We start from the raw sequence: 23,946 nt of genomic DNA on the forward strand, positions 1-23,946 counted from the left end.
AAATCGACGTTTTTCGGAAATTAAAAGAAACCAAAAACAATACAGGGGGCATTTTCGTCATGATCCATAACCACATCTCCGAGAACCCACCGGAAGGCGCACCGCATCCGCAGGCCGCATCAAGTGCGGCTGGCTATATCGGCATCATAGATCGTCGCATGCTCGAGCGGGAATGCCTCGCCCATAGTCTCAACTATCAATATGCGGACCGGCGCATCCTGACCTTCTCCAATCTCGGCGAATGGCAACAGGCACGCGCGGAAATCGGCATGCCTGCGGCAGTTCTGGTCAGTGCCTGGCCTGGTCCGTCGGCAGAGACAAACAGCGAGCTTGCGGAGATTGTCGCTGCGGTTTCGCCGGCCGCCGTCGTCGTGCTCTCCGACGATCAGGATATCAATACTATCCTCGATACGATCGCTCTTGGCGTGCGCGGGTATATATCGAGTTCCGTCAGCGTCGATGTCTGCGTCCAGGCGATCAGTCTTGCAATCGCGGGCGGCCGTTTCATACCGGCCAGCAGCGTCATGAACATGAAAAGTCTGTTCGGCCTGACGGCACACGCCGCCATACCGCCGATGAAATTTACAAGCCGTCAATCGGCTATCGCGGAGGCCCTGCGGTGCGGAAAGGCCAACAAGGATATCGCTCTGGAGCTGAACCTTTGCGAAAGCACCATCAAGGTACATATCCGCAACATCATGAAGAAGCTTGGGGCAACCAACCGCACTGAAGTTGCCTGCAAGATCGGCGACATGGCGTACGAGCGCTAAGCACACGCCACTCACCGACCGCTACCGAATGCTCCGCTCACAGCAGGAACCGTCATGATCCAGTCGTCATCATCTCCGGGTGAGCAGGAAGGTATTTCCCGCTTCATATCCATCCTGCGGGAGCGGCGCAGAGCCGTCTTCATCTGTTTTCTCGCCAGTTTCACAATCGCGGCAATCGGCTATGCGCGAACCCCGATCCGATACAAGGCCGAGGCGACCCTTGCACTTGATGTCCGCAAGCTTCAAGCACTCCCCACCGAATCCGTTGTCTCTCCACTGCCTCAGGAAAGCCCGGTGCTTCGAACCGAACTCGATATCATCGGGTCGAGGTCCATGGCCGAACGGGTTCTTGTCATCCTGCAGAAAGATCGACTGTTCGAAGGGCGGCAAACCAAATCAGACCGGGCGACCACCGACGCGACCGTGCTTGGCAACGACGCAGAGACATCGAAAATGATCGATAACCTCATGACCAACGTTCGTGTGATGAATGATGGCCGGTCGTATACAATTTACATTTCCTATTATGCCGGCGATCCGGCGCTTGCCGCGAAAGTCGCGAATGCGTTCGGGGAAGCGTATATCGACTATCAGATCGATCTCCAGACAACCGCAACCCGGCGTGTCAGCGCATGGCTCGGGGAGCGGCTGGTCAGTCTGCGGACGGAACTCGAGGAGTCCGAACGCCAGGCGTCGCAATTTCGCGAGAAATCCGGATTGATAGACACTGGTGGTCTTCCGCTGCAGTCGCAGCGTCTTTCAAGTCTGAACGTCGAGCTGACGACGCTACAGGCCAAACTGGCGGGGTCAAGGGCGCGCCTGGCCACAGCGCTCGAACTGCAGAAAAGCGGCGATGGGCTCGGGATCACCGAAGTTCTGTCCTCACCAACAATCCAGCTTTTAAGGGCCGAGCAGGCGAGGGTCATCAGAGCCATCGCACAGATCGATGAAAGCGGCGCCGTCATGAGTCCGGACCGGCCGCAGTTATCCTCCCAGCTCAGTTCACTCAACAAGCAGATCGATTCAGAGATCGCGCAGATCATCGCTGCCTTGCGCAACGAGATCGAGGTCAACGAAAAACAGCGGCAGGAAGTCGAGGCCAGCCTCAATGATGTGCAACGCGCCATTTCCACGACGGATATGGCAATGGTTCAATCCGGGCAACTTGACCGGGAAGCAGCAGCGAACCGCTCGATCTACGAGACATACCTCGCACGCTATAAGCAGACCATCGAACAGGACGGTATCGCAACTGCCGAGGCGCGGATCATATCGAGCGCCATGCCGTCCCGTAAGCCCACCAGTCCTGACGAGGGTCTCTGGGGCCTGATTGCGCTTCTTCTGGGCTGCAGCACCGGTTTGGCAACGGCTTTCATCCTGAATTTTACGGACCGGTCCGTTGGCTCCATCACGTCTCTTCAACAGAAAACCGCACTTAATGTCATCGGGCGCATTCCGCGCATTTCCTTCGGAGAGTTCCAGAACAAGCCCGGGAAATTCAGCAGCGGCGCGGCGGACTTCTACAGCGCGTTTGCCGACCTGCAGACCCACATACAGTTAGCCGAGAGCAAGGCCAAAGTGATCGCCTTCACCTCTTCGGCCGATGGAGAAGGCAAGACGTTCGTGATTGCCAACCTTGCCAGATCTCTTGCGATGAGCGGCGTGAAGCTGCTGCTGATCGATGCCAATCTGCGAAACCCGGCTCTCGGAGCGGAATTCGATGTGGGATCGACGTCGCATGTTGCCCAGGCGGTCAGCCGCGAGGTGTCCCTGGACGACGTCATACAACGCGATCAGGTCTCCGGGGTCGACATCATCGTCGCCGAGAAAAGCGACCTGCCGCCAAATCTTGTTCTTGGAAGCAAGCGCTTCGCCGGCCTGATTGCAGAGGCGAGACAGCGATACGAACTAGTATTGATCGAGGCCCCATCCGTTGCCCATGACCTCGACCTTTTGCGGATCGCCAGTCTGTCTGACGCCGTATCCTTTGTAGTCCGACAGGACGTCGCCGATGGCACGGGCATGAAAAACGCCGTCATCAAGCTGCGGGTCGCGGGCCGGCCGATCACGGGCATCATCCTCAACGGAATACGACGCCCGAGAAAGCGTCAACCCCCGGTCTGGCCGAGGATTTTCCGGGACTGGAATACTCATTTCAAGCTGCGGAAACGGGCGACCAGTCTGCGCCCCCCGGCTGTCGTCCATAGCGAGAGGTGAAACATGCGCTTCGTGACAAGGTCCAAGGGCTTTTCCCTGATGATGGCCAGCACCACCTTTCTGTCTCTGGCCGTTTGCCAATTACCGGCCGCTGCAGATGGCACCAACTACAAGGTCGCTACCGGCGACGTCTTGACGATCTCCGTCTATGGCGACCCGGGCCTGACCGGCCTCTTCCCAGTCAGTGCAGATGGAACGATCGGTTATCCGCTTCTTGGCAACGTCAACGTGGTCGACCAGACGGTGAACGAAATCGGTGCGCGGATCAGCCGCGATCTGGCAAGCCATGTGGCAAACCGCTCCGTTGCCGTCGCGGTCAAGGAATATGCTCCGATCTTCGTTGTCGGTGACGTCCAGAAGCCGGGAAAATATGAATACCGTCCCGGCATGATCGTGCTTGAACTCTTCGCACTCGGCGGGGGATTGCGCGAGTCGAATGCGCAGAGGGATACCTCGGGCATACAGTTGATCGCTGCCCAGCAGGAATATGAAGATATGTCGATGCAACTCCTGTCGCAGGATATCCGGCGCGTCCGGCTGGAAGCGGAACTGAACGACACCGAATTCGAATATAGGGGCGATGAAATCGGACTTGTCCGGGATCGCACCGCGTTGGAGAAGATCGTCTCATCTGAAACAAGTCTGTTTCGCCTTCGCCTCTCGGCGCAGCAGGACGAAAAGACCAATCTCGAGGTCCAACGACAGAACTTCATTCAGGAAATAGACACGCTTCAGAAAAGCAACGTCATGCGCAGCCAGCAACTTGAGTTGCTCGACATGGACGTGAACGCCTCGAAGGAACTTGTCACACGCGGCGCAGCCTCAGAGTCAGCCCTGAGAGAGCGCAAGCGCGAACTGCTATCCATGAACCAGCAGGTGCTGGAATCAACATCGTTCCTGGCGCGCGCGCAACAAAACAAGAGCGAGGTGGAGCGGCGTATTCTGGAGCTGAAGAGCAAAAGGCATAATGACGCCGCGACCGAATTGCGGGAGACCTCCCTGGACATTATGCGTCTGAAGAAAAAGCTGGCCTTCAGCCTTCAATCCATGGCCGAGATCGGCTCGACGGCGCGGCGGGTTTCCAGCCTCGAGGACATGATCCAAACCAAATTCTTCATCGTGCGTCAGGTTGCAGGCACATATAGCGAAATCGCTGCGGACGAGCATACGCAGGTCCGCGCGGGGGACGTCGTCCGTGTCCGCCTGTCGGTATCCGGCAGAGATCCGGTTTCGGCAGCCGTCGTCACAGGAAGCGTCAACTAGAGAGACGAGCGTCTCTGATGCCCTCGTTTGAGCGGCCCTGTAAAGCAGCTACCGCTTTTGGAGAACTATAGCGCCAAGTCGCAATTTGCTATCCTGAATAGTGCACTCCAACAGTCTTGTAGGAACCGCACCGATCAAAAGGGTTTGCCGACGTTCCGATCGGTAGGCTCCTTACTTCCTCCAGAGAACAGAAATAATCGGCACAAGTGTCGGGGGAGACGGAGATGGAATCTGCGATCGTTCCGGTTGGTTATCACATGGTCAGGCAGCGTGCCGTCATCATCATGAACGGCGAAAGAGGGCTGCAGCCCGTCCATGTGACGCAAGATGCCCTGAACGACATTCAGTCCCCACCGCAGTGCGATGCGCAACGTCTGGCGCAATTCGTCGATGTGTTTGCGACGATAGCGACATCCAAAATCGAGAAGGGAATGTTTGCGTTCGATGGACAGATCTGGATCACGGCGACCGACGTCCGGGCCTGGCTCAATATGGCGACGGAAACCGGACCGGCCAAGTGACGTCTCTCAAACTCTAACGCTTTTATCCTTTTGCCGTTACCCAAAGCGCGAAAATTTGGCAGACATCAGATGGATGGATGTGGATTCTACCGCTTATAGCCAGATTGAACAGAAGCGATAAAAGCGGTTTGTAAGAGTTACCCGTCGCCCCCTGATACTTTGGCGGGTCCCTGGTTACCGGGGTTATCTGGTAACTGGGAGGGCTCGCTCGTTCAACCGGGCGAGCCTATTTGCGTTCTGCACATGCCGTCACCAGCGCCGCGCAAATCTTCTTGTGTCGACGGGTTCAGATTGAAATTTGCAGGAATGTCACCCCAGTCAAACGGAACCACAGACCGCTCGCCACTCATAGAGTAACGAACGATCCGTCGGTCCCCTCGCCTGAAATGAAAACCGCCGAGCCTGAATTTCAATGGCCCGTGGTATCGCATGGCCTTGATTTATTGAGCCATATTCGCCACTTTCCGGCAGCTCGTCAATTCACCGCAGATACGTCATTAGAGGTAGTTTGCCGGGATTTTCGCAGGAATGGACTCTGGTTCAATCAGGTGTTGGCCTTGCAGCATTGGAGGACGATTTAACGGTGCCGGCCTTAGGGCCCCCGTTTCCCATTGCAAAGCCGCTCCATGTAGAGCCGACATTTACCCAGCTGTTCTGCGGATGCATCGTCACGAAACCCGCACTTTGAACGGGCCCTGGCGTTCCTCGGGTAAAATGATTGTCGTAGAGCACCGTGTTGATCCGCCTTGAGCGTTCGTCCGGTCCGGCCTTGAAGCTGCCGTCGTGCGTCCACATGAGTTTGTAGGCATCTACGAAGCCGTAACGGACGTTGGCGAAGGTATTTCCATCAAAGACCGTCCCATTATAGTCGGAGCCGGGATGGTTCCAGGTTTCATATTCGACGCCGATATAGGCGATATCTGTGAACCTGTTCCTGCGATAAATATTCCCCAGACCGCCCCAGATGCCGGCAACCCCGGAATCCGCGAATGTCGTGCCGACATAGAGGCCGCTGTTGCTGCGTGTCACACTGTTGTTGGAATATTGCAGGAAATACGGGCTAAGTCCCCGCGTCGAGTCCAGCGCAACCGTCATCATGCCGTGTCGCATCTGAGAGATGCGGTTGCTGTCGACCACCACGTCGTAGACGTTGCCGTAGAGAAGAACGCCGGTGGAATCGGAATCATGCTCCGCATAGCTTGACCTGCCATCGAACACATTATCGTATATCACGGCTCTCGATGCGGTCGCTGCCAGAGCAAAACGGCTCGTTCGATCCGGCACGACATTCCAGGGTTGCTCGAGCAGAACGACAGAACCGCCCGTCGACGCGATGTGACGGTGCTGCCCGGCACCTCGCCCGCCAACGATGACGAGATCGAAACCGCCCGGCGCGGCATCCCCCAGATCCGACAGGGACTTGAAGGTAACCGAGTTCGAGGAAGCGCGGACGAAATCGTTCTTAAGCTTGCTCCCGACGATCTCGAAGCAGATCTGTTCGCCCTTGTTGCAATCGACCTTGGCGCAGTCGTGGGGCGCGGCGTTTCGCGAGATGTTTTTCTCAAAATAGAGGTTTCGCATGCTCCCGAAATGCGCCTGGCCAACAAAAAAACGTCCGATGCCATGACCGTCGTCGCGGCTTTCATCCGCATTTGTCAGCTCGTTGCCCGTCATGGCGAAATCGCGCCCACCCCATAGCGCGACGACGGATTCGCCGTAACCCGTCATCCGAAACCGATTGTTGGAGAAAAACACCTGCCGGCTCGCGCCGTAAAAGGATCCGTTCTCGATCAGCTCGGACGCATGCACAAAAAGACCTACGGTGTCCTGGGCATCGAACGCCGGCACGCCCCAGGCGTCGATACGTACGGAATCCAGCCGTATGTTTTTGGTGTTGCGCAAAGCAAGAAGAGGTTTACCTGCAATGTTGCGGTTGGCATTGAGGGTCAGGTTTCCGAACCGGGTGCCGTCGCCATTAACGACAACCATGCTCTGATCAATCCCGTGGTTCAGCCTGATCTCCGTTTTGTTCACCCCTTCCCCGAACCACGCCACATTGGCGGGCGCAATCAAAGGCTTTGTCACGAGATAAATCCCGGCGGGGAAATACAAAACCGATGGCGCCGTTGCGGCCGCGGCGTCGAGCGCGCGCAAAATGGCTGCGGTGTCGTCGGTCATGCCATCGCCCGTTGCACCGAACTGCCTGGCATCGATGCGCTTTTTATCCTGCGCCACCCATGGCGATTGCGACAGGACGACAAGTGTCAGCGGACCGCTCCAGCCGAAGCGGCCGCCATGCGTATTGTGAACCCAAACTTCATAGTTACCCGGTGGCAGAGCCGGCACCTCGAAATCGACCTTGAAGGGGTTGACGGAGATTGCCGGAACATACGACCCGGCAACAGCGACCGGCTTGATATAGAGATAGGATTGGCTGGTCCCGTTGGACCGCGAAAGGTTGCGTCCATAGACCGAGACGATGGCTCCCGGCGCTGCAGCATCGGGCCCGATCCACCAGCTTTCCGTGCGATTGATTGCGAAGCTGCGCCCTTGAACAGTGCCCCGCTGGGGTCTGATCAGGTAGGTGGACCATGAGGGAAGCGTGGCTGGCAGCAGCAGCGTCGCCGCCGTCGCGTCAGCCGTCAGCGGCGCCAACGGGGTCACCACGCCCTCCGCGGCACCGGGGTGTTGCGAAAAGACTTCGAAACCCGTTCGTCCATCGAGATCGACACCGGTCATCGAGACAACCTCGCCAGGGCCCGCCGTTCTCGAAATTTCCGCGATTGCCGGCCCCTTGCCGCCTACCTCTGTCCAAGGTGGATTGAAGGCATCCGCATGTGGCGGGAGAGTTGAAATGTCCGCCGGTTTGCAAAGTAGAAATGTCCGATCAGCCCCGATCTGAGCGGCTGATCCCGATTGCAAGATCAGATCGGGGCTGGTGGTAAACACACCTCTTCGGCTTTAGCGTTGAGACGCCTCACTCAGCAGCCTGCTGCCGCGACAGCGCCTTCTTTCGCCGCGAAATTACAGCCGGATCGTTGGTGAAGTCTTTGCGGCGACCGGGTCCACGAACGCGTTTGACATAACCATTCTTGTCGCTGTTGCTCTTCACCTCAGGTTTTGCCTGCGCGTCCTGGCGTTCTTTGATATAGGCCAAAACATCGCCGAGCCGCTTGTTCTCGGTGATCGCCGCATGCGTCACCCGCTGATCCTTGGCAAACACCGTGTAGGGCAGGTAATGCCCTTTCCAGCGCACATCCATTCGGCCATCGGCATAGGCGTAGGTCTCGACATATTTGCCAACAAGGCCACGCGTGACGTCGCTTTCTTCCAGCATGATCCGCTGTCGCTCATAGGAAAATGTCAGCTGCGATCCGACATAACGCTGTTCTCGCTTGCAGAGGATCTCTTTCAATCGATCCGACGCCAGGTTCATCGGTCGATGCAAATCCTCGGATCGGGCAGGGCAAACCGCAAAACGGGCGTTGTAGTCCTCCATAAAGCCGGGCAAAAAAGCATTGCCAGCCTCCATGCTGTCGATGCCAGCCAACCGCAATTCCTTGACCAGACGGTCCTGAAGCGTCCGGTTCATCCGCTCAACGCGACCTTTGGCCTGGCTCGAATTTGCACAGAGAATTTCTATATTTAGCTCGCAAAGCGCTCGCCCGAACTGCGTCATGCCCTGACCACCTCTGGCATCCTTCTTTGCCACCCGAAACACCGAATGTTTGTCGGAATAAAAGGCAATCGGCGCGCCGTGGCACTGGAGATAGAGCTCCAATGCCTCGAAGTAAGTGAAGGCACTTTCGGACCGCACAAAGCGCAATTGCATCAGCTTGCCGGTCGCGTCATCAACGAACACCAGCAGTGAGCAGGGTGGTCCGCGATCCTCAAACCAACGATGCTCCGACCCATCAATCTGCACCAGTTCGCCATAGGCCTCGCGTCGCAACCGTGGCCGATGAAACGTCCGGCGCTGCTTGCGCGACAGCCAAATGCCAGCATCGACCATCCAGTTGCGCACCGTCTCGCGCGACACAGACAAGCCATCGCGCTCAGCCAGCTTCTCCGTCGCCAATGTCGGCCCAAAATCCGCATAACGTTCCCGAACCAGCGCCACCGCATAATCACGAACCCCGTCACTGATCCGGTTGTTGGACGGCCGGCCGATCGCCTTGTGCCGGATCGACGCAGCGCCGCCACTCCGTATTCGGTCCAGCAGCCGACGCACCTGGCGCTCACTCAGATCAAGAACATGCGCCGCAGACACCGTCGTCATCCGCCCGGAAACAACCTTCGACAAAACCTCGATCCGCTGCAGATCGCGCTCGCTCATCGCTATCAATCCCATCTGCAATCTCCCAGATGCCAATCAGACCCGGGGAGTGTGACATTCCAACTTTGCAGAAACAGGACACTTTAACTTTGCGGCTACATCCGCATCATCCGGCAATCGTGGTTCTGGAACAGGTATCGGGAAACCGAACTGCCGTGGATCAGGTTGGCTGGCTTGCTCTTGCCCTCCCCGCACCGCAGGCTGCCCGGCAGACGAGAGACCCGAAAATGCGAGCACAAGGGCGGCAAGCAAAATCGATAATATCAGGGCATTTGGCGATCTCATCTTGCCGCTTGTCGTAACATATCCGATTGCAACGACTTCGGTTGTCGCCACCACTCATACAAATCCTGAATTCCGTATCTGAGTTCGACCGTCGAGTTCCAGCCAAGCGCGTTGAGCCGCGAGCAGTCTAGCAGCTTTCTGGGGGCTCCATCCGGTTTGCTGGTGTCAAAAACGATCTGCCCATCGTAGCCGACGATGCCTGCAATCAGATGAGCGAGATTGCGGATGGATATCTCCCGCCCCGAGCCGATGTTGATCAACGGAAAATGCGCCGATGATTTCATGAGGAAGCAACAGGCATCCGCCAGATCGTCCACATGGAGAAACTCACGCAGAGGACTGCCCGTACCCCATAGTACAATCTTGTTCTGGCCGCTGATTTTCGCTTCATGCATTCTCCTGATCATCGCAGGAATGACGTGTGAGCTTTGCGGATCGAAATTGTCGTTCAGCCCGTAAATATTTGTCGGCATGACGGAGACGCAATTCAGGCCGTACTGACTGGAGTAGAATTGGGAAAGCTTGAGCGCCGCGATCTTCGCAATCGCGTAGGCCTCGTTGGTTGGCTCCAAAGGGCCTGTCAAAAGGGAATTTTCCGTGATCGGCTGCGCTGCGAATTTCGGGTAGATGCAGCTAGATCCCATCCAGAGAAGCTTTTCAACACCGATATCGGCAGCCGATTTCATGATATTCATCGAAATTAGCGTATTGGTGTAAAGAAAGTCCGCCGGATAGGCCGCATTTGCTGCGATGCCTCCAACCTTGGCGGCAGCGACAAAAATGACCTCAGGTCTTGCCGCCGCCATCCATTGCTCCGTCTCGTACTGTCGGGTCAGATCGAGCTCGCTGCGAGAGACTTTGAGAATTTCGCAATTTTCGCGCTGGAGACGTCGCACGAGTGCCGAGCCGACCATTCCGGTATGGCCGGCAACCCAGACGCGCTTGCCATTCAAGCTGAACGGGATTTCTTGCGATTTATGCGACGAATTCATTTCTTCCCTCTTCCAACATCACGAGGCGAAGATCCGCTTCGACCATTTCCTGAACGAGGTCGCAAAAGGAAGTCGAGTGGCTCCAGTTGAGTTTCCTGCGCGCCTTGCTGGGGTCGCCGAGAAGAAAATCCACTTCCGCGGGACGAAAATATCTTGGATCGATTTCGATGATCGTATTGCCGGTTTTGGCGTCGTATCCCACTTCGTCACTGCCATCGCCGTTCCACTCGATGGTCTTGCCGACCACGCCGAAAGCAAGCTCAACGAATTCCCGCACCGTATGTGCCTCGCCGGTTGCGAGCACATAGTCCTCGGGTATTTCCTGCTGCACGATGCGCCACATGCCTTCAACATAATCGCGCGCATGCCCCCAATCCCTCTTTGCGTCGAGATTACCAAGACGCAGCTTGCTCATGAGACCGCGTTCGATGGCGGCAACGCCGCGCGTGATTTTCCGCGTGACGAATGTCTCCCCGCGAATGGGGCTCTCATGGTTGAAGAGAATGCCGTTGGATGCGTGAAAGCCGTAACTTTCCCGGTAATTGACCGTCATCCAGTATGCGTAGAGTTTTGCCGCAGCATAGGGGCTTCTCGGATAGAACGGCGTACCCTCGTGCTGAGCAACAGTGCCCATCCCCCCGAACAGCTCCGATGTGGACGCCTGATAAAACCGGCAACGGTCTCCGAGGTTCAGAATGCGCATGGCCTCCAGCAGCCTCAGCGTGCCAAGCGCATCCGCATTTGCAGTATATTCCGGCGTCTCGAAGCTGACCTGGACATGGCTTTGGGCGCCGAGATTGTAGATCTCGTCGGGCTGGACCTCCTGAATGACCCGGCACAGGTTCGTGGCGTCCGTCAGGTCACCGAAGTGAAGACGAAAGCGAAGGTTTTCCTCGAAGGGATCTTGATAAAGATGATCGATCCGGCCGGTATTGAATGAAGAGGACCGCCTTTTCAGGCCGTGCACGATATATCCCTTGGCAAGCAGCAATTCACTGAGATAAGCGCCGTCCTGCCCGGTTACGCCGATAATCAAGGCTCTCTTGTCTACCATCCACCACATCTCCCAGCGGTTCCGGCCCCGGATGGCGCCTCCTTGAAAGGTATAACGAGGCCCTGCGCATCGGCAGCATACCAAAAGGGAGAGGACGGCCGGTCAGAACTGGCTGATTCACCGTCCACCACGTCGACATCTGCCTTTAAGAGGAGGCAGGGTGGGTATCCCCGCTTCCGACTTAAGCCTTTTGGTCGAGTTGCAGGTCACGCAGGCCGTGCCAGACTTCAAAAATACAACGCCGGGTCGCGCACGATCTTTACGATAACAGGGAGCGCGAGACGACATCATCTACGGTTCATGGAGGCGGATTGGATGGGTACGTTCGCGACGACTTACGAAAAAATGCAGAACTTCAACTGGCTGACGCGCTTTCTGCATGCAGGCCGCTATCGAAAGCTGCTCGAGGTCCTCGAAACAGTGCAGAAGGACGTCGGCAATCGGAAGGTCAGAATACTGGATATCGGCTGCGGCCCCGGAACCGCGGTCGGACATATTCTGGAAAAATTCGACGTTGATTACGTCGGTATCGACTACGATCCAATCTTCATCGAGGCCGCGCGCAATCGCTACAGCAACTACGAAAACTGCCGTTTCATCGTCGGCGACGCCACCGACGAAAGCCTTTACGAAACGATCGAGGCCGACATCGTCATCGCGCTTGAAACGCTTGAACATATCCACCTCAACCGCACCGTCCGTGTCATCGAGCACGTCTGCGCGATCGTTCGTCCCCGCATTTTCCTGGTTACGGTACCCGTCGAAGTCGGTCCAGCCGTATGGATCAAGAACTGGGGTTCGGCCCTCATGGGCTACAACCGGCAATCCGGCAATCTGAAAGAGACTTTTTGGGCAGGCTTATACCGGCTGGACCGGGTGCCCGCGCACCATACGTCACATCAGGGCTTCGACTGGCGGTGTCTGGCGCAGCTCATCCGCGTCAACGCGCCCCTGCGCGAAATCCGCAGCCTGCCGTTTTCTTTTGTTCCACGCTTGCTCAGTCCGAACGTCGCGCTGATCGCCGAGCCGGTAAAATCGAGGATCGATCTGGCAAACGATGACCCCGAGGCATGGAAGATCAACCATGGCCAGACAGCCTGGAACCAACAGCGTAGTGTCGACGGTGCCGTTGCAACCGATGCTGCTCGCCACGCCAAGTCCTCGTCAACATGGTCGATGCGCCTCAAAGGATTGCTGGGAATGGCCCTCGCCACCATGCCATTTGCCTGGCATCGCTGGTCTTACATTTCTATTTCGCCAGGCGAACGGCATTCATCGCCCTTCCTGGTGACGATCGACAAACACTTGCTGCGGCCTCATCAACCGATGGAGGGCGACATTATCGTCCTTGCGGGACAAGCAATTGTTCAACGCATTTCAGAAGCCAGCTATCTGCTGATCTAGGATCAAGACTCGTCAGCCGGAGCGAGCGCGGAGAAGACGAAAGTCGGACATGGATCGTTCTGGGTTGGGGACATCCAAACGGGGACCGCCAATGCCCGTCAAACCCGATATCGCAGGGCCTCTAAAACCCTGACGAACGCCGGTGATGCCTGGCGACGGCTGGGGTAATAGAGGTAATAGCCGTCCCAGGGCGGGGAATATTTCTGCAGCACGCGAACCAGCCGGCCGTCTGCGACATAAGGAAGGATCATTTCCTCCGGGATGTAGGCAAGCCCGAAGCCGTCAAGCGCGGCTTCCAGCGAATTGAAACTGTTGTTGAAGGCGAGCTGGCCATCGACCTTGATCTTGATCTCGCGGCCCTTGTCCTCGAACTCCCATACATAAAGGCCGCCGGCACTCGGCAGCCGGAAGTTGATGCAATCATGGCCGACCAGGTCCTTGGGATGCCTCGGGTGTGGTCGGTTCTTGAAGTAGGCGGGCGATCCGACGACAGCGAGACAAAAGTCGGGACCGATCCTTGCGGAGATCATGTCTTTCGCGAGATGTTCGCCCATACGCACCCCCGCATCATAACGCTCCGTCACGATGTCGGTCAGTCCGTTGTCGAGGATCAGCTCGACCTTGATGTCGGGATATTGAGGCAAAAATTTCCTGAGTTTGGGCCAGAGGACATAGGTGATCGCGTACTCGGCGGCGACGATACGGATCGTTCCCGCCGGCTTTTCCCTCAGTTCGTTCAACGCGTCGACATGCGCTTCGATCTCGTCGAAATGTGGACCGATCCCGTTTAGCAGCCGTTCGCCCGCCTCCGTCGGCGAAACCGCTCTGGTCGTCCGCATCAGGAGACGCACGCCCAACCTGGCTTCAAGCTGGCGAAGTGTGTGGCTCAATGCTGACTGCGATACGCCCAGCTTCGCCGCAGCCCGGGTAAAGCTCTGTTCTCGGGCAACAGCAATGAAAGCTGCAAGATCGTTGACGGTATCGCGTGCCATTCATGAGCCTCCTGCATCCAGACCTGTTGATTATGGCATAATGCTCATGTCGCACTAACAGAAAAAGAGCCCGCTTCGGGCGGGCTCCTGAGCTGTTACGTCACTGCAGGACGTATCAAGCCGACAGGTGCTGCTCAAAGAAGCTGGCGAGCTTGGTGAAGGGGATCACATCCATCTTGTCATAGAGGTCCGTGTGGCTGGCGCCGGGAATGACATGGAGTTCCTTCGGTTCGGCCGCCGCTGCATACGCGGTCTCCGCGAAATAGAGAGAATGGGCCTTCTCGCCATGAATGAATAGAACCGGGCGCGGCGAAATTTCCGCGATGTAGCTCAGGATCGGCATGTTCATGAACGAAATTGGCGTTGTCTGCGACCAGGCGTTACGGGAGTTGACCGCCCGCTTATGATAGCCGCGTGGTGTCGAGTAGTAGTCGTGATAATCGACCATGAACTGCGGCGCGTCGGGTCCGACTTCCGCGTTGTAGGCCGCCTGATAGGCAGGTGTACCCTTTTCCGCATCGACCCACCGCTGGCGGCTCAACTGTTCCAGGGTCGCCGCGCGCTGCTCCAGCGTGACGCTGTCGTTGTAGCCCTTGGACATGACGCGGGTCATATCGTACATGGTGCTGGCAACCACGGCCTTCACACGCTTGTCCGACGCCACGGCATTGAGCGCCATGCCACCCCAGCCGCAGACACCGATGACGCCGATCCGTTCGCGATCGACTTCGGGACGCAGGCCGATGTAGTCCACAGCCGCGCTGAAATCCTCGGTGTTGATGTCGGGAGACGCGATATTGCGCGGTTCGCCGCCGCTCTCACCTGTATAGGAAGGATCGAATGCCAGAGTGACGAAACCGCGTTCGGCCATCGTCTGTGCGTAAAGGCCGGACGATTGTTCCTTGACCGCGCCAAACGGTCCACTCACCACGATTGCGGGGTTTCCGACGCTGTTGCGGGTTTTGGGCATGTAGAGGTCGGCCGCCAGGGTGATGCCATAACGGTTTTTGAACGAGACCTTCTGGTGATCGACCTTCTCGCTCTTCGGAAAAACCTTGTCCCAGTCCTGCGTCATCTTCAATGTTTGCGCCTCTGCCTTCGAAACCGCCATCACTGACGCCGCGCCAATCGCGGCGATGCCGACGCCCGTAATCTTGAGAAGGCCGCGGCGGCCCATGTCTAGGCCCTCTCCCGTAGAAGCGTTTTCGTTCTGATTGCTCACTTCACTCTCCATTGTCGTTGCCGTGACGAGCGGCCGGTGGGCTGCTTTGAGGGGTGATGCAGCAGCGTCGCTCAAAAGATAGATCGGAGATTGTCGCGAGATTAGACCGCGGCGAAGGCATGCCGTCATGAGCGATATTCATGAATGAACCGAGCCCTTGCATCGACGTGGATAACGCGCAAGCAGGCCGGGCGCGGCTAAACAAGACCCTTTGATGAGCATCGTTCATGACTGCATCCCGTGACAGGCGGCTAATTGCAAGATGCTTCATGACTTATGTTCACCTCGCTGCCTCCCATCAGCAGCGGAAGACCGCTGAAGAAATAGTCAAGAAAAGCTGCCGTACCATGTCCATAGAAACTACAATTTCCACAGGGGAAGCCAGATCCCGATCCGCAAATTGGGGCGGTGTGTTGGCGATGACGCTCTGCGTTTTCGCCCTGATCGCGTCTGAATTCATGCCTCTCAGCCTGCTGACGCCGATCGCGGAGGAACTGCGCATCAGCGAAGGATCGGCCGGACATTCGATCGCGATCTCCGGCGCTTTCGCCGTCGTCACGAGCCTCTTTGTCTCGTATCTCGCGGGAGAGTGGGACCGTAAGCTGCTGCTGCTTGCCCTGACGGCATTGATGGCCCTTTCTGGCGTGACCGTGGCGATCGCACCGAACTATGAAATATTCATGGTCGGGCGCGCGCTCATCGGGATAGTGATCGGTGGGTTCTGGTCCATATCGGTGGCGACCGCCATGCGTCTTGTACCGGAGCATCTCGTTCCCCGAGCGCTTGCAATCTTTAACAGCGGTAACGCGCTGGCAACTGTCGTTGCTCCTCCGCTCGGCGCGTTTCTCGGATCGATCATCGGTTGGCGAGGTGCCTTCTTCACTGTCGTCCCCGTCGCGGCGATCGCATTCCTGTGGCAGCTGGCAAGCCTCCCTTCCATGAAGCCCCTCCCCGGGAAAACGTCAAAGAATGCATTCAGGCTACTGAACCGTCCTTTGATCGCTATCGGCATGGCATCGGTCTCGGTCTTCTTCATGGGCCAGTTCACGCTGTTCACCTATGTCCGCCCGTTTCTCGAAACTGTGACACGAGTAGATATCTCGGTACTCACCTTCATTCTTCTGGGCATCGGCGTTGCCGGTATCGTTGGCACCAGCCTTATCGGTTACTTTCTCGCCAACCGCCTGTATCGCGTTCTGATCGTCATCCCGGCTCTGATGGCGGTGACGGCCGTGATACTTGTTGCCTTCGGCAACAGTCTCCCTGTCGCGGCGATAGCGCTTGCGGTCTGGGGAATGATCGCCACCGCAGCGCCAGTGGGTTGGTGGGCGTGGCTCGCCCGCTCACTGCCGCAGGATGCGGAAGCCGGAGGTGGTCTCATGGTTGCGGTCATCCAGCTTGCGATATCAGCCGGTGCGATAGTGGGCGGATTTCTCTACGACGCATCCGGCTACCGCATGACTTTCCTGGCAAGCGCAGGTCTGCTCCTGGCCGCGTCAGCGCTGGCATTCAAATCATCGAGAATATCCTCGTAAAGCAGTTCGGCATGAGAGCATTCCAATGATCGACCGGCGTCTATTTCTTGGGCTGGCTACCGCGGCCACAGCTTTCCCGTCCGCATTGTTCGGTCAGGCAACAAAAACGGAGGTATCCTTGATGAGTTTCCGAATGGCCTTTGGTGGTCACAGCATGACCGCCACCTTGTTTGACAACCCGTCGGCGCGCGAGCTCATGAAAATGCTGCCGCTCGATCTCACGATCGAAGACTATTCGACCAACGAGAAAATCGCATATCTGCCTCGAAAGTTGACGCAGGTGACGGACACGCCGTTCGATAACGCACGTCCCGGCGACATCGCTTATTACGCGCCATGGGGTAATCTAGTCTTCTATTACGACAGCTACCGATACTCGAAAGGTCTGATCCGCCTCGGACGCTTCGATGACGGCTTCGAGCCACTTTTGACCCGAGGCGAATTCTCTCTGCGCATAGAGCGGGACTGACACGCGCCTGCCAAAGGTAAATGCCACTAACGTCGGGAAAGCAAGCGGGCCATGGCATGATGGGGTGCGGGCTTATCGCTATCCGGTCCGCTTTCCCTTTCGAGACGTGCACGAATCTTTTCGATTTCCTCTTCCGTGAGGTGCTCGATCCCAATGAAGTCACCGCGCGCCTGCTCCACCGCCCGCAGCAGCTCGTCCAGTTTTGCTTCCATCGCTGCGGAATCCCTGTTCTGTGAATTCTGCACGAGGAAAATCATCAGGAAGGTGACAATGGTCGTACCCGTATTGATGACCAGTTGCCAGACCTCCGAAAACCCAAAAAGCGGTCCGCTGATCCCCCAGACGAGCACGGTTCCGAGAGCCACCATGAAAGCCGTTGGAGAGCCGGAAAATGAAGCTATAGCGCTTGCGAAGCGAGTGAAGAATTTATTCATAACACGCTGCCCCTTGTTGCCATTTTAGGGATGCCAACCAACCAACAAAATGCACGATTGTTCCGGGGTGCCGTGACAGCAGAAGTTCCGATTTACACTTCGATCCGCCGCAAGCCCTCGTTTGTGGTCGTTTGCGCCAAACTGGTCGGTGAATTCTCCCCAACGACAATGAGGCGGCCACCAACTCTCCTCCCCAGGCATTCAAGCAGGTCAGCACAAGTGTCGGTGCCATCACCTCCGCTTGACTATTCTCCGAAGCATGGAGCCTCTCGCCTTGCGAGGAATGAGATCGATATCGCTGACAAGCTTTGCGCCCCCCTCCCGCCGTTCCAATGTGATCTTCCGGCTATGAAACGCTTCCAGTTCGGCACGATGCGCTACACTTACGATCGTCGCATCGGGTAGCTCATCAATTACCGTCTGCATCATCTTGTCCTGACTTTTCTCGTCCAGAGCCGCCGTCGCCTCGTCCATAACGATGATGTCGGGGGCGTTCAGCAACAGGCGTGCGAAGGTCAGCCGTTGTTTTTCGCCACCTGATAAGGTCTGGTCCCACGGCGCCTCGTCTTCAATCTTGTCCTTGAGTTGACCCAGACCGACCTTGTCGAGAGCGGCCCCGATCTCTTCCGGCGTCCAGCTCTCGGCCGGTTGCGGATAGCAGACCGCCCGACGTAGCGTGCCCGCCGGAATATATGGCCGCTGCGGCAGCATGAACAATCGGCTGCCTGCGCGAAAATTGACGCTGCCTCCACCCCATGGCCAGAGACCGGAAATGGCCCGAACCAGTGTGCTTTTGCCCGAGCCCGATTCCCCCGCGACAAGCACTCTCTCACCCGCGCCGATCTCGACATCCGTCTCCTTGACGACGGCCGTTCCGTCACCGAGGGAAACGGACACATCCTTGAGGCTGAGTATTGTCTCGCCTTCCGTTTCGCCTCGCACGATCCGACCGAGAGTGTCGCTCTTTTCGGCCCGCTCCAGGCCATCGAGCGACATCATCAGGGAGGCCACACGTCGCGCGCAGGCATTCCAGTCGGCCAGACGGGGATAGTTGTCGACCAGCCATCCAAATGCGGATTGAACAATGGTGAAAGCGGAAGCAGCCTGCATTACCTCGCCGAGAGACATGCTCCCATCGAGAAACTTCGGCGCGCACAACAGAACCGGGACGACGGGGGCAATCAACATCGATCCATTCGATACGACCGTGGTGCGCATGTATTGCTGCGCCATGAGACGCCACTGCCGCCGGACATTGCCGAAGCGCTTGTCCAGATCGCTGCGCTCCTCGTCTTCGCCGCCAAGCAGGGCGATGCTCTCACCATTCTCCCTGACGCGCGTAAGCGTGTAGCGAAACTCCGCTTCAACCTGGTTCTTGACTTCGGAAACCTTGACGAAGTTCCTGGCAATGAAGGCGATGGAACTGGATGTGATGATTGCATAGATAACAGCCGCAATCACGAGAAAGCCGGGGATCGTGATCCAGACACCCGCGATGGAGACCGTGAGAGCGCCACCAATCGTCCACAAGACAACGATAAAAGTAGAGGCAGACACGAATGCAGCGATGACACCTGAAACAAAATCCACGGGCGCCTCGGTGGCAATACGCATATCCTCCGAGAGCCTTGCCTCGGGGTTTTGATGGTCACCATCGATCAAATTGAGCTGATAATAGCGGCCATTCGCAATCCATCTCCCAACGAGCGCCTTTGTCAGCCAGGAACGCCAGCGCCGCTGAATGCGCATCCTGACATAGACCTGCGAGGTTACGATAAAGACACTTCCCAGGACGAGCAGCGGAAAGACGGATCCGAGAAAATAGACCGTCGACGCGTCGCGTTTCTCAATCGCGTCAAAAATCCCGCGATTCCAGACGTTGATGCCATACTGGAAGCCGACATTTATGCCGATCATAGCCAGAAGCCCCAGCGAAAACAGCCAGGCCAGCCGATCGCCGCGACGGCTCCAGAAACCTCGCGCGCTGATCCAAAAACGCTTCAGCAGATATTTTCTGCGAGCCTCCTCGGCCTCCTCCGGCGTCAAGCCCAAAGCAGGTTCCATCTCCTCTGGCGGGAGCGGATCATCGTTTTCATGGGCATCGTTTTCGGATGCGGTTTGGGTGCCAGTCTCGTCGGCACCAACGACCGGCTTCGGTCCTGCGTCATTATCGATCATGGGCGCTAAACGAACGATGCGTCGAAAGGTTTCACGGCTTTGTGATGCGTCGTGAAATATAATTCCGTTGCTGCGCGGGGCTTTTCAAAAGCCTCTAAATACACGGCTTTCTGGCCCGCTGCCGACATACCGGAATCGCGCTGGCGGATATTGTGACCGTTGGTGGAGACGGTCCAGGTGCATCGCCATGGGGTGCCTGACTTGGCCCGCGGTGCGACAGATCATATTGACGGTTAACCGCGTGTTGACTTCCCGTTTGACGAGATGGCCTAACATAAGCAGACTCTGAAATTGGACCCCGCCGCACCCGGCTTTCATGCCGTGCGGCAAGCATACGGCGCCATCATGCGACTTAGTACCATCACGAACCTGGCTTATGCTGTCACCCTCGTGCTCACGACAGTATCGGCGACCACATTCATTCTATCGGCCAGAAGCGCTTCTCAAGAGCGGGTGGCAATCCAGAATCATCTCGAACTGACCGATCTCGCCGAAGAACTGGCGATCATTGCGGACGAGCGCACCGAGGAGGCGCGTCTTTACGTCATGCGGGGCGACGAGCAACATCTCGCAAAATTCTACGTCGACGAAGATCAGGAAAAGCACCTTGAAAACACCTTGGACAAACTCGCAGCTCTTGGTGTTTCGCCGCAAGAGGCAGGCTCATTTCAGGAAATCCGAAAGAGCGCCGACGCACTGGACAAGATGGAGCGCGATGCAATCGGTTTCTATCGAGCCGGCCGCCAGAACGATGCACAGCAGGTCCTGTTCGGCGATGAGCACTATCGACTGCATACGAACCTGCTGACAACCGTCGCGACGCTGAGAGAAGCCATTGCGGCCCGCTCGCAGGCGATGGTTGACCAGGCTAAAGACCGAAGCGATTTCTACGGATCGATCGCGAAAGTGATGCTTGCGCTCACCGCCCTGATGTTTGTGGCCGTACTCTATTTTGTCCTCAGCAGACGCGTTGCCTTGCCGCTTATCAAAATGAGCAACATCGTCACGCGCCTTGCCCGGCAGGATTACAGTATCGACCTACCCGACGAAGGCCGGCGTGACGAAATCGGTGAAATGAACAAGGCTATCAGGATCTTCCGCAGCAACGGGTTGGAACGGGAACGGCTTGACGCGGAGCACCGCAGGAATCAACGCATCAAGGACCTGATCCTGCAGATGATGCATCGGATTCAGGCCTGCCAGAATCAGGAAGAATTGTCCGACGTCGTTTCGAAATTCATGCCGCAAATTTTCCCGGCCATTGCCGGCCGCCTGCTTGTTCTCAAGGAAAACAGTTCGGTTCTCCAATCGACCGGACAATGGTCCGATCCTTCGTTTTCGGCCCCGGAATTTTCGATAGACGATTGCTGGGCTCTCCGTCGCGGACGTCCCCACGCCAGCAACCCGGGCGGAGACGATGTTGTCTGCCATCACCTACATGGCAGTTCCGGAACAGGCCTGTGCATACCACTCACCGCATTGGGAGAAACCGTCGGCTTATTGTATCTTGAAATTCCGCAGAGTAGCGAGACGCTGGAGTTAGAGCGGCTATATCTCGAACTCCTCGCCGAAAATATAGGCCTTGCCGTTGCAAACCTCCAGCTTCGGCAGCGGCTGGTTGGCATGGCACGGCAAGACGCACTGACTGGTCTTTTGAACCGTCGATCGCTTGATGAGACGCTGAACAGGCATATTGAAAAGCCAACCAATTCGCTTGCATGTCTGATGCTCGACATCGACCATTTCAAGCGCTTCAATGACCGGTTTGGCCATGATGCCGGAGATGCGGTGATGCAATATGTCGCCCAGGTGCTTTCGGAAGCTGTCGGCGATCTGGGTGAACTATTCCGTTTCGGCGGCGAGGAATTCACCGTGCTCATGCCGGCTGGAGGCATTGAAGATGCCATCAAGGTTGCGGAGAAACTCCGGCACGCGGTCGAGCGCGCACCTTTCACCTACCGGGGCCGTCTGCTTGACTCGATCACCATATCCATCGGTATCGCAACGTCACCGGGTGCCGGAACCGTGAGCAGCGTCCTGGAACGGGCGGACGCTGCGCTTTTGAGCGCCAAGCAGACAGGCCGGAACAAGTGGGTGTCGGCCGAGAAGCCTCCAACCGATTAGGTAGAGGCTACGCCGCACCGATTGCGTGGTTATCGAAGCAGCAGCCGACCTGGCATATTTGACCGGCTAGACGATGAGGTTCGGGTTCTTCCACAGCTGGAATCCGCCCTCGAAAGCAAGCGCATTGTCTCCGCGGCGGCATCCGGGCGGCAGGGTATCGAGTTTTTCGACATTACCACCGCCGATGACCACCTCATCCGGTTCAAGGGCGGCAGTCAGACGCTCTACGACATCAGTGACGCGCTTTTGCCATTTGGCATTGCCCTTCTCTTCGCGATACGCCTCCCGGAGATAGTGCTCGTACGTTTTGCCCTTCCGATAGGGAAGATGAGCGATCTCCATGGGCTGGGCCACGTTTTCGACGATCATCGCAGCCCCAAGGCCTGTTCCGAGACCGAGAAACAACATGCGCCCGCCCTGATAGGAGCCGATTGCCTGCATCAGCGCATCGTTAACGATACGAACGGGGCAGCGGAAAGCGCCGGCGTAATCATAACCGACCCAGCCTGTACCCAGATTGACCGGTTCGCGAAGCGGTTTGTTGTGGACGACCGGACCGGGATATCCCATGGCGATGACGTCATAGGTCATGTCTTTCGCCATGGCGGTTACGGCGATGACCATTTCTGGTCCAGTCATCGCCTTGCCGCTTTCGACCTTGCGCTCGTCGCCACCTGCACTTGAGCGGATCTTGACGTGGCTGCCGCCGATATCGATCGCTAGAACGATCCGATCCTGTGTCATTGAACTACCGTCCGTGGTATTTGCTGGCATGGGCGTCACTCCGGATCGACCCAACCGCCTGGCGGCGCGAAACTCTCCATCTCGACCGGACCCCAGCTTCCTACGGCATAGCGTGGCGGCACGGCCGGGTCGTCGAGAATGGGCTCAACGATTTTCCATGCGAGTTCTGCCGCATCCTGACGGGTGAAAAGCTGGCGTTCGCCTGCCATCGCATCGCCGATCAGCCGTTCATAAGGCGCCATGTCGCCGATGCCGTCATCGACAGCGCCCAGTTCCACCGCCTCGCCGAGCATACCGTCCCCGGCAGCCTTGCGGCGCGCGCCAATGCCGATGGCGATATCTGGCCCGAGCCGGAAGCGCACATAATTTGCGGCCGCCGCCTCAACATCGCCGAAGAGCGCTATCGGCGGCCGCTTGAAACGCACCACAACTTCGGTTGCATGGGCAGGCAGGTTCTTTCCGGCGCGGATGAAGAAAGGCACGCCGTTCCAGCGCCATGTGGCCACGCGAAACCGCACGGCGGCAAAGGTCTCGCGGCTTGAGCCGGGCGCAACGCCGGGTTCATCGAGATAACCGTCGAACTGGCCACGCACAACATCCTCGCGGCTGAGCGGTGGCATGGCTTTGAGGATCTGCACTTTCTCATCGACAAGATCATCCGAAGCGCTTGTTGCCGGTGGCTCCATGGCCAGTAGCAACAGCACGTTGATGAGATGGTTCTGGATCACATCCCGGATGCATCCAACCTCGTCATAAAACTTTCCGCGTCCCTTGATGCCAAAATCCTCGGCCATGGTGATCTGCACGCTTTCAACATGATCGCGGTTCCAGACCGGTTCAAGAAAGGCATTGGCGAACCGGAAATAAAGAAGGTTCTGAATCGCCTCCTTGCCGAGAAAATGGTCGATGCGAAAAATGGCGTCCTCTTCGAAAACCGCGTGCAGCGACTGGTTCAGCGCCTCCGCCGTGGCGAGATCGCGGCCAAACGGTTTTTCCACCATCAATCGTGCCGAAGCGGCTATCGCGGCCTTATCAAGCCCGGTCACGACGGTTTCAAACAGTGACGGCGGAATGGCGAGGTAATAAAGCGGATGACCGTGGTCACCGAGTGCAGCGCGCAGCTTTTCGAATGTCGCCTCGTTTCGGTAGTCGCCGGACACGTAATGCAGTTGAGAAGCGAATTTTTCGAAGACGGCTTCATCGATCTTGTCGACGTGGCTGGTAACCGCGTCGCGCGCCCTTGCGATCAACTGATCGCGCGACCAGTCATCGAAGGCGACACCGATGACTGGTGTTTGAAGCGCGCCGCGTTTCACCATGGCGTAAAGGGAAGGAAAGATCATTTTGTAGGCAAGGTCGCCGGTGGCACCGAACACTACGAGCACGTCCGATCGCTGCTTATCCAT

General features: G+C 57.3%; 18 protein-coding genes. 8 read left to right on the forward strand and 10 right to left on the reverse strand.

Features of this window, described 5'->3' with window-relative positions:
• Positions 1–59 precede the first annotated feature (59 nt).
• The 4 genes from G6L97_RS14205 to G6L97_RS14220 all read left to right on the forward strand — a co-directional run bounded on the left by G6L97_RS14205 (position 60) and on the right by G6L97_RS14220 (position 4,771).
• Positions 60–770: a helix-turn-helix transcriptional regulator gene (locus G6L97_RS14205; protein ID WP_060642730.1), complete on the forward strand. Its 711-nt coding sequence runs from the start codon at positions 60–62 to the stop codon at positions 768–770.
• A 54-nt stretch (positions 771–824) separates the two neighbouring features.
• Positions 825–2,987: a GumC family protein gene (locus G6L97_RS14210; protein WP_111789124.1), complete on the forward strand. Its 2,163-nt coding sequence runs from the start codon at positions 825–827 to the stop codon at positions 2,985–2,987.
• A gap of 3 nt (positions 2,988–2,990) precedes the next feature.
• A complete protein-coding gene (locus G6L97_RS14215) occupies positions 2,991–4,250 on the forward strand; it encodes a polysaccharide biosynthesis/export family protein (RefSeq protein WP_060642728.1) in 1,260 nt (419 codons plus the stop codon).
• Between the two features lie 224 nt (positions 4,251–4,474).
• The gene (locus tag G6L97_RS14220; RefSeq protein ID WP_060642727.1) at positions 4,475–4,771 is read left to right on the forward strand and encodes a hypothetical protein; all 297 of its coding nucleotides are present in this window, start codon (positions 4,475–4,477) and stop codon (positions 4,769–4,771) included.
• Between the two features lie 540 nt (positions 4,772–5,311).
• On the opposite strand, the gene G6L97_RS14225 is transcribed toward G6L97_RS14220, so the two are convergent.
• The 4 genes from G6L97_RS14225 to gmd form a co-directional block, all read right to left on the reverse strand.
• Entirely contained in the window at positions 5,312–7,510 is a 2,199-nt protein-coding gene (locus G6L97_RS14225; protein WP_236773620.1) for a glycoside hydrolase family 28 protein, read from the reverse strand.
• A gap of 238 nt (positions 7,511–7,748) precedes the next feature.
• Positions 7,749–9,122, reverse strand: coding sequence for an ISNCY family transposase (locus G6L97_RS14230; protein WP_174004810.1), 1,374 nt, complete (start codon positions 9,120–9,122; stop codon positions 7,749–7,751).
• Between the two features lie 266 nt (positions 9,123–9,388).
• Positions 9,389–10,384 carry a GDP-L-fucose synthase family protein gene (locus G6L97_RS14235; protein ID WP_019566378.1) on the reverse strand — a complete coding sequence of 332 codons (996 nt, stop codon included), beginning with the start codon at positions 10,382–10,384 and terminating at the stop codon, positions 9,389–9,391.
• A complete protein-coding gene (gene gmd / locus G6L97_RS14240) occupies positions 10,368–11,438 on the reverse strand; it encodes a GDP-mannose 4,6-dehydratase (protein WP_019566379.1) in 1,071 nt (356 codons plus the stop codon). The genes G6L97_RS14235 and gmd overlap by 17 nt, the downstream gene beginning before the upstream one ends.
• Before the next feature lie 42 nt (positions 11,439–11,480).
• Between gmd and G6L97_RS14245 the strand changes: the two genes are divergently transcribed.
• Positions 11,481–12,842 carry a class I SAM-dependent methyltransferase gene (locus G6L97_RS14245; protein WP_236773625.1) on the forward strand — a complete coding sequence of 454 codons (1,362 nt, stop codon included), beginning with the start codon at positions 11,481–11,483 and terminating at the stop codon, positions 12,840–12,842.
• A 98-nt stretch (positions 12,843–12,940) separates the two neighbouring features.
• Here G6L97_RS14245 and G6L97_RS14250 read toward each other — a convergent pair whose 3' ends face one another.
• Positions 12,941–13,834: a LysR family transcriptional regulator gene (locus tag G6L97_RS14250; protein WP_013761305.1), complete on the reverse strand. Its 894-nt coding sequence runs from the start codon at positions 13,832–13,834 to the stop codon at positions 12,941–12,943.
• 115 nt (positions 13,835–13,949) lie between these two features.
• Positions 13,950–15,011 (reverse strand): alpha/beta hydrolase, encoded by a 1,062-nt coding sequence (locus tag G6L97_RS14255; protein WP_112959720.1) that lies wholly within the window; start codon positions 15,009–15,011, stop codon positions 13,950–13,952.
• A gap of 464 nt (positions 15,012–15,475) precedes the next feature.
• On the opposite strand from G6L97_RS14255, the gene G6L97_RS14260 reads away from it, so the two are divergent.
• Positions 15,476–16,591, forward strand: a complete 1,116-nt coding sequence (locus tag G6L97_RS14260) for an MFS transporter (RefSeq protein ID WP_211391348.1) — start codon at positions 15,476–15,478, stop codon at positions 16,589–16,591.
• A 25-nt stretch (positions 16,592–16,616) separates the two neighbouring features.
• A complete protein-coding gene (locus G6L97_RS14265; protein WP_112154437.1) occupies positions 16,617–17,060 on the forward strand; it encodes a cyclophilin-like fold protein in 444 nt (147 codons plus the stop codon).
• 26 nt (positions 17,061–17,086) lie between these two features.
• On the opposite strand, the gene G6L97_RS14270 is transcribed toward G6L97_RS14265, so the two are convergent.
• Together G6L97_RS14270 and G6L97_RS14275 are read right to left on the reverse strand one after the other, a co-directional pair.
• The gene (locus G6L97_RS14270) at positions 17,087–17,494 is read right to left on the reverse strand and encodes a low affinity iron permease family protein (RefSeq protein WP_013761309.1); all 408 of its coding nucleotides are present in this window, start codon (positions 17,492–17,494) and stop codon (positions 17,087–17,089) included.
• Positions 17,495–17,725: 231 nt separating this feature from the next.
• A complete protein-coding gene (locus G6L97_RS14275) occupies positions 17,726–19,672 on the reverse strand; it encodes an ABC transporter ATP-binding protein/permease (protein ID WP_019566385.1) in 1,947 nt (648 codons plus the stop codon).
• A gap of 345 nt (positions 19,673–20,017) precedes the next feature.
• On the opposite strand from G6L97_RS14275, the gene G6L97_RS14280 reads away from it, so the two are divergent.
• Positions 20,018–21,796, forward strand: a complete 1,779-nt coding sequence (locus tag G6L97_RS14280) for a diguanylate cyclase (RefSeq protein ID WP_065705526.1) — start codon at positions 20,018–20,020, stop codon at positions 21,794–21,796.
• Between the two features lie 66 nt (positions 21,797–21,862).
• Here the strand turns inward: G6L97_RS14280 and G6L97_RS14285 are convergent, their stop codons facing one another.
• Both G6L97_RS14285 and zwf read right to left on the reverse strand, forming a co-directional pair.
• Positions 21,863–22,540 carry an ROK family protein gene (locus G6L97_RS14285; protein ID WP_003517660.1) on the reverse strand — a complete coding sequence of 226 codons (678 nt, stop codon included), beginning with the start codon at positions 22,538–22,540 and terminating at the stop codon, positions 21,863–21,865.
• 35 nt (positions 22,541–22,575) lie between these two features.
• The gene (zwf, locus tag G6L97_RS14290) at positions 22,576–23,946 is read right to left on the reverse strand and encodes a glucose-6-phosphate dehydrogenase (protein ID WP_035252586.1); all 1,371 of its coding nucleotides are present in this window, start codon (positions 23,944–23,946) and stop codon (positions 22,576–22,578) included.

It is taken from the genome of Agrobacterium tumefaciens, from assembly GCF_013318015.2.
Classification (GTDB): Bacteria; Pseudomonadota; Alphaproteobacteria; order Rhizobiales; family Rhizobiaceae; genus Agrobacterium; species Agrobacterium tumefaciens.

What these genes read in the sequence shown, in the direction of transcription:
- G6L97_RS14205 (WP_060642730.1), top strand. Translation starts at nt 60, where the DNA reads ATGATCCATAACCACATCTCCGAGAACCCACCGGAAGGCGCACCGCAT.
- G6L97_RS14210 (WP_111789124.1), top strand. Translation starts at nt 825, where the DNA reads ATGATCCAGTCGTCATCATCTCCGGGTGAGCAGGAAGGTATTTCCCGC.
- G6L97_RS14215 (WP_060642728.1), top strand. Translation starts at nt 2,991, where the DNA reads ATGCGCTTCGTGACAAGGTCCAAGGGCTTTTCCCTGATGATGGCCAGC.
- G6L97_RS14220 (WP_060642727.1), top strand. Translation starts at nt 4,475, where the DNA reads ATGGAATCTGCGATCGTTCCGGTTGGTTATCACATGGTCAGGCAGCGT.
- G6L97_RS14225 (WP_236773620.1), bottom strand. Translation starts at nt 7,510, where the DNA reads ATGACCGGTGTCGATCTCGATGGACGAACGGGTTTCGAAGTCTTTTCG.
- G6L97_RS14230 (WP_174004810.1), bottom strand. Translation starts at nt 9,122, where the DNA reads ATGGGATTGATAGCGATGAGCGAGCGCGATCTGCAGCGGATCGAGGTT.
- G6L97_RS14235 (WP_019566378.1), bottom strand. Translation starts at nt 10,384, where the DNA reads ATGAATTCGTCGCATAAATCGCAAGAAATCCCGTTCAGCTTGAATGGC.
- gmd (WP_019566379.1), bottom strand. Translation starts at nt 11,438, where the DNA reads ATGGTAGACAAGAGAGCCTTGATTATCGGCGTAACCGGGCAGGACGGC.
- G6L97_RS14250 (WP_013761305.1), bottom strand. Translation starts at nt 13,834, where the DNA reads ATGGCACGCGATACCGTCAACGATCTTGCAGCTTTCATTGCTGTTGCC.
- G6L97_RS14255 (WP_112959720.1), bottom strand. Translation starts at nt 15,011, where the DNA reads ATGGGCCGCCGCGGCCTTCTCAAGATTACGGGCGTCGGCATCGCCGCG.
- G6L97_RS14260 (WP_211391348.1), top strand. Translation starts at nt 15,476, where the DNA reads ATGACGCTCTGCGTTTTCGCCCTGATCGCGTCTGAATTCATGCCTCTC.
- G6L97_RS14265 (WP_112154437.1), top strand. Translation starts at nt 16,617, where the DNA reads ATGATCGACCGGCGTCTATTTCTTGGGCTGGCTACCGCGGCCACAGCT.
- G6L97_RS14270 (WP_013761309.1), bottom strand. Translation starts at nt 17,494, where the DNA reads ATGAATAAATTCTTCACTCGCTTCGCAAGCGCTATAGCTTCATTTTCC.
- G6L97_RS14275 (WP_019566385.1), bottom strand. Translation starts at nt 19,672, where the DNA reads ATGATCGATAATGACGCAGGACCGAAGCCGGTCGTTGGTGCCGACGAG.
- G6L97_RS14280 (WP_065705526.1), top strand. Translation starts at nt 20,018, where the DNA reads ATGCGACTTAGTACCATCACGAACCTGGCTTATGCTGTCACCCTCGTG.
- G6L97_RS14285 (WP_003517660.1), bottom strand. Translation starts at nt 22,540, where the DNA reads ATGACACAGGATCGGATCGTTCTAGCGATCGATATCGGCGGCAGCCAC.
- zwf (WP_035252586.1), bottom strand. Translation starts at nt 23,946, where the DNA reads ATGGATAAGCAGCGATCGGACGTGCTCGTAGTGTTCGGTGCCACCGGC.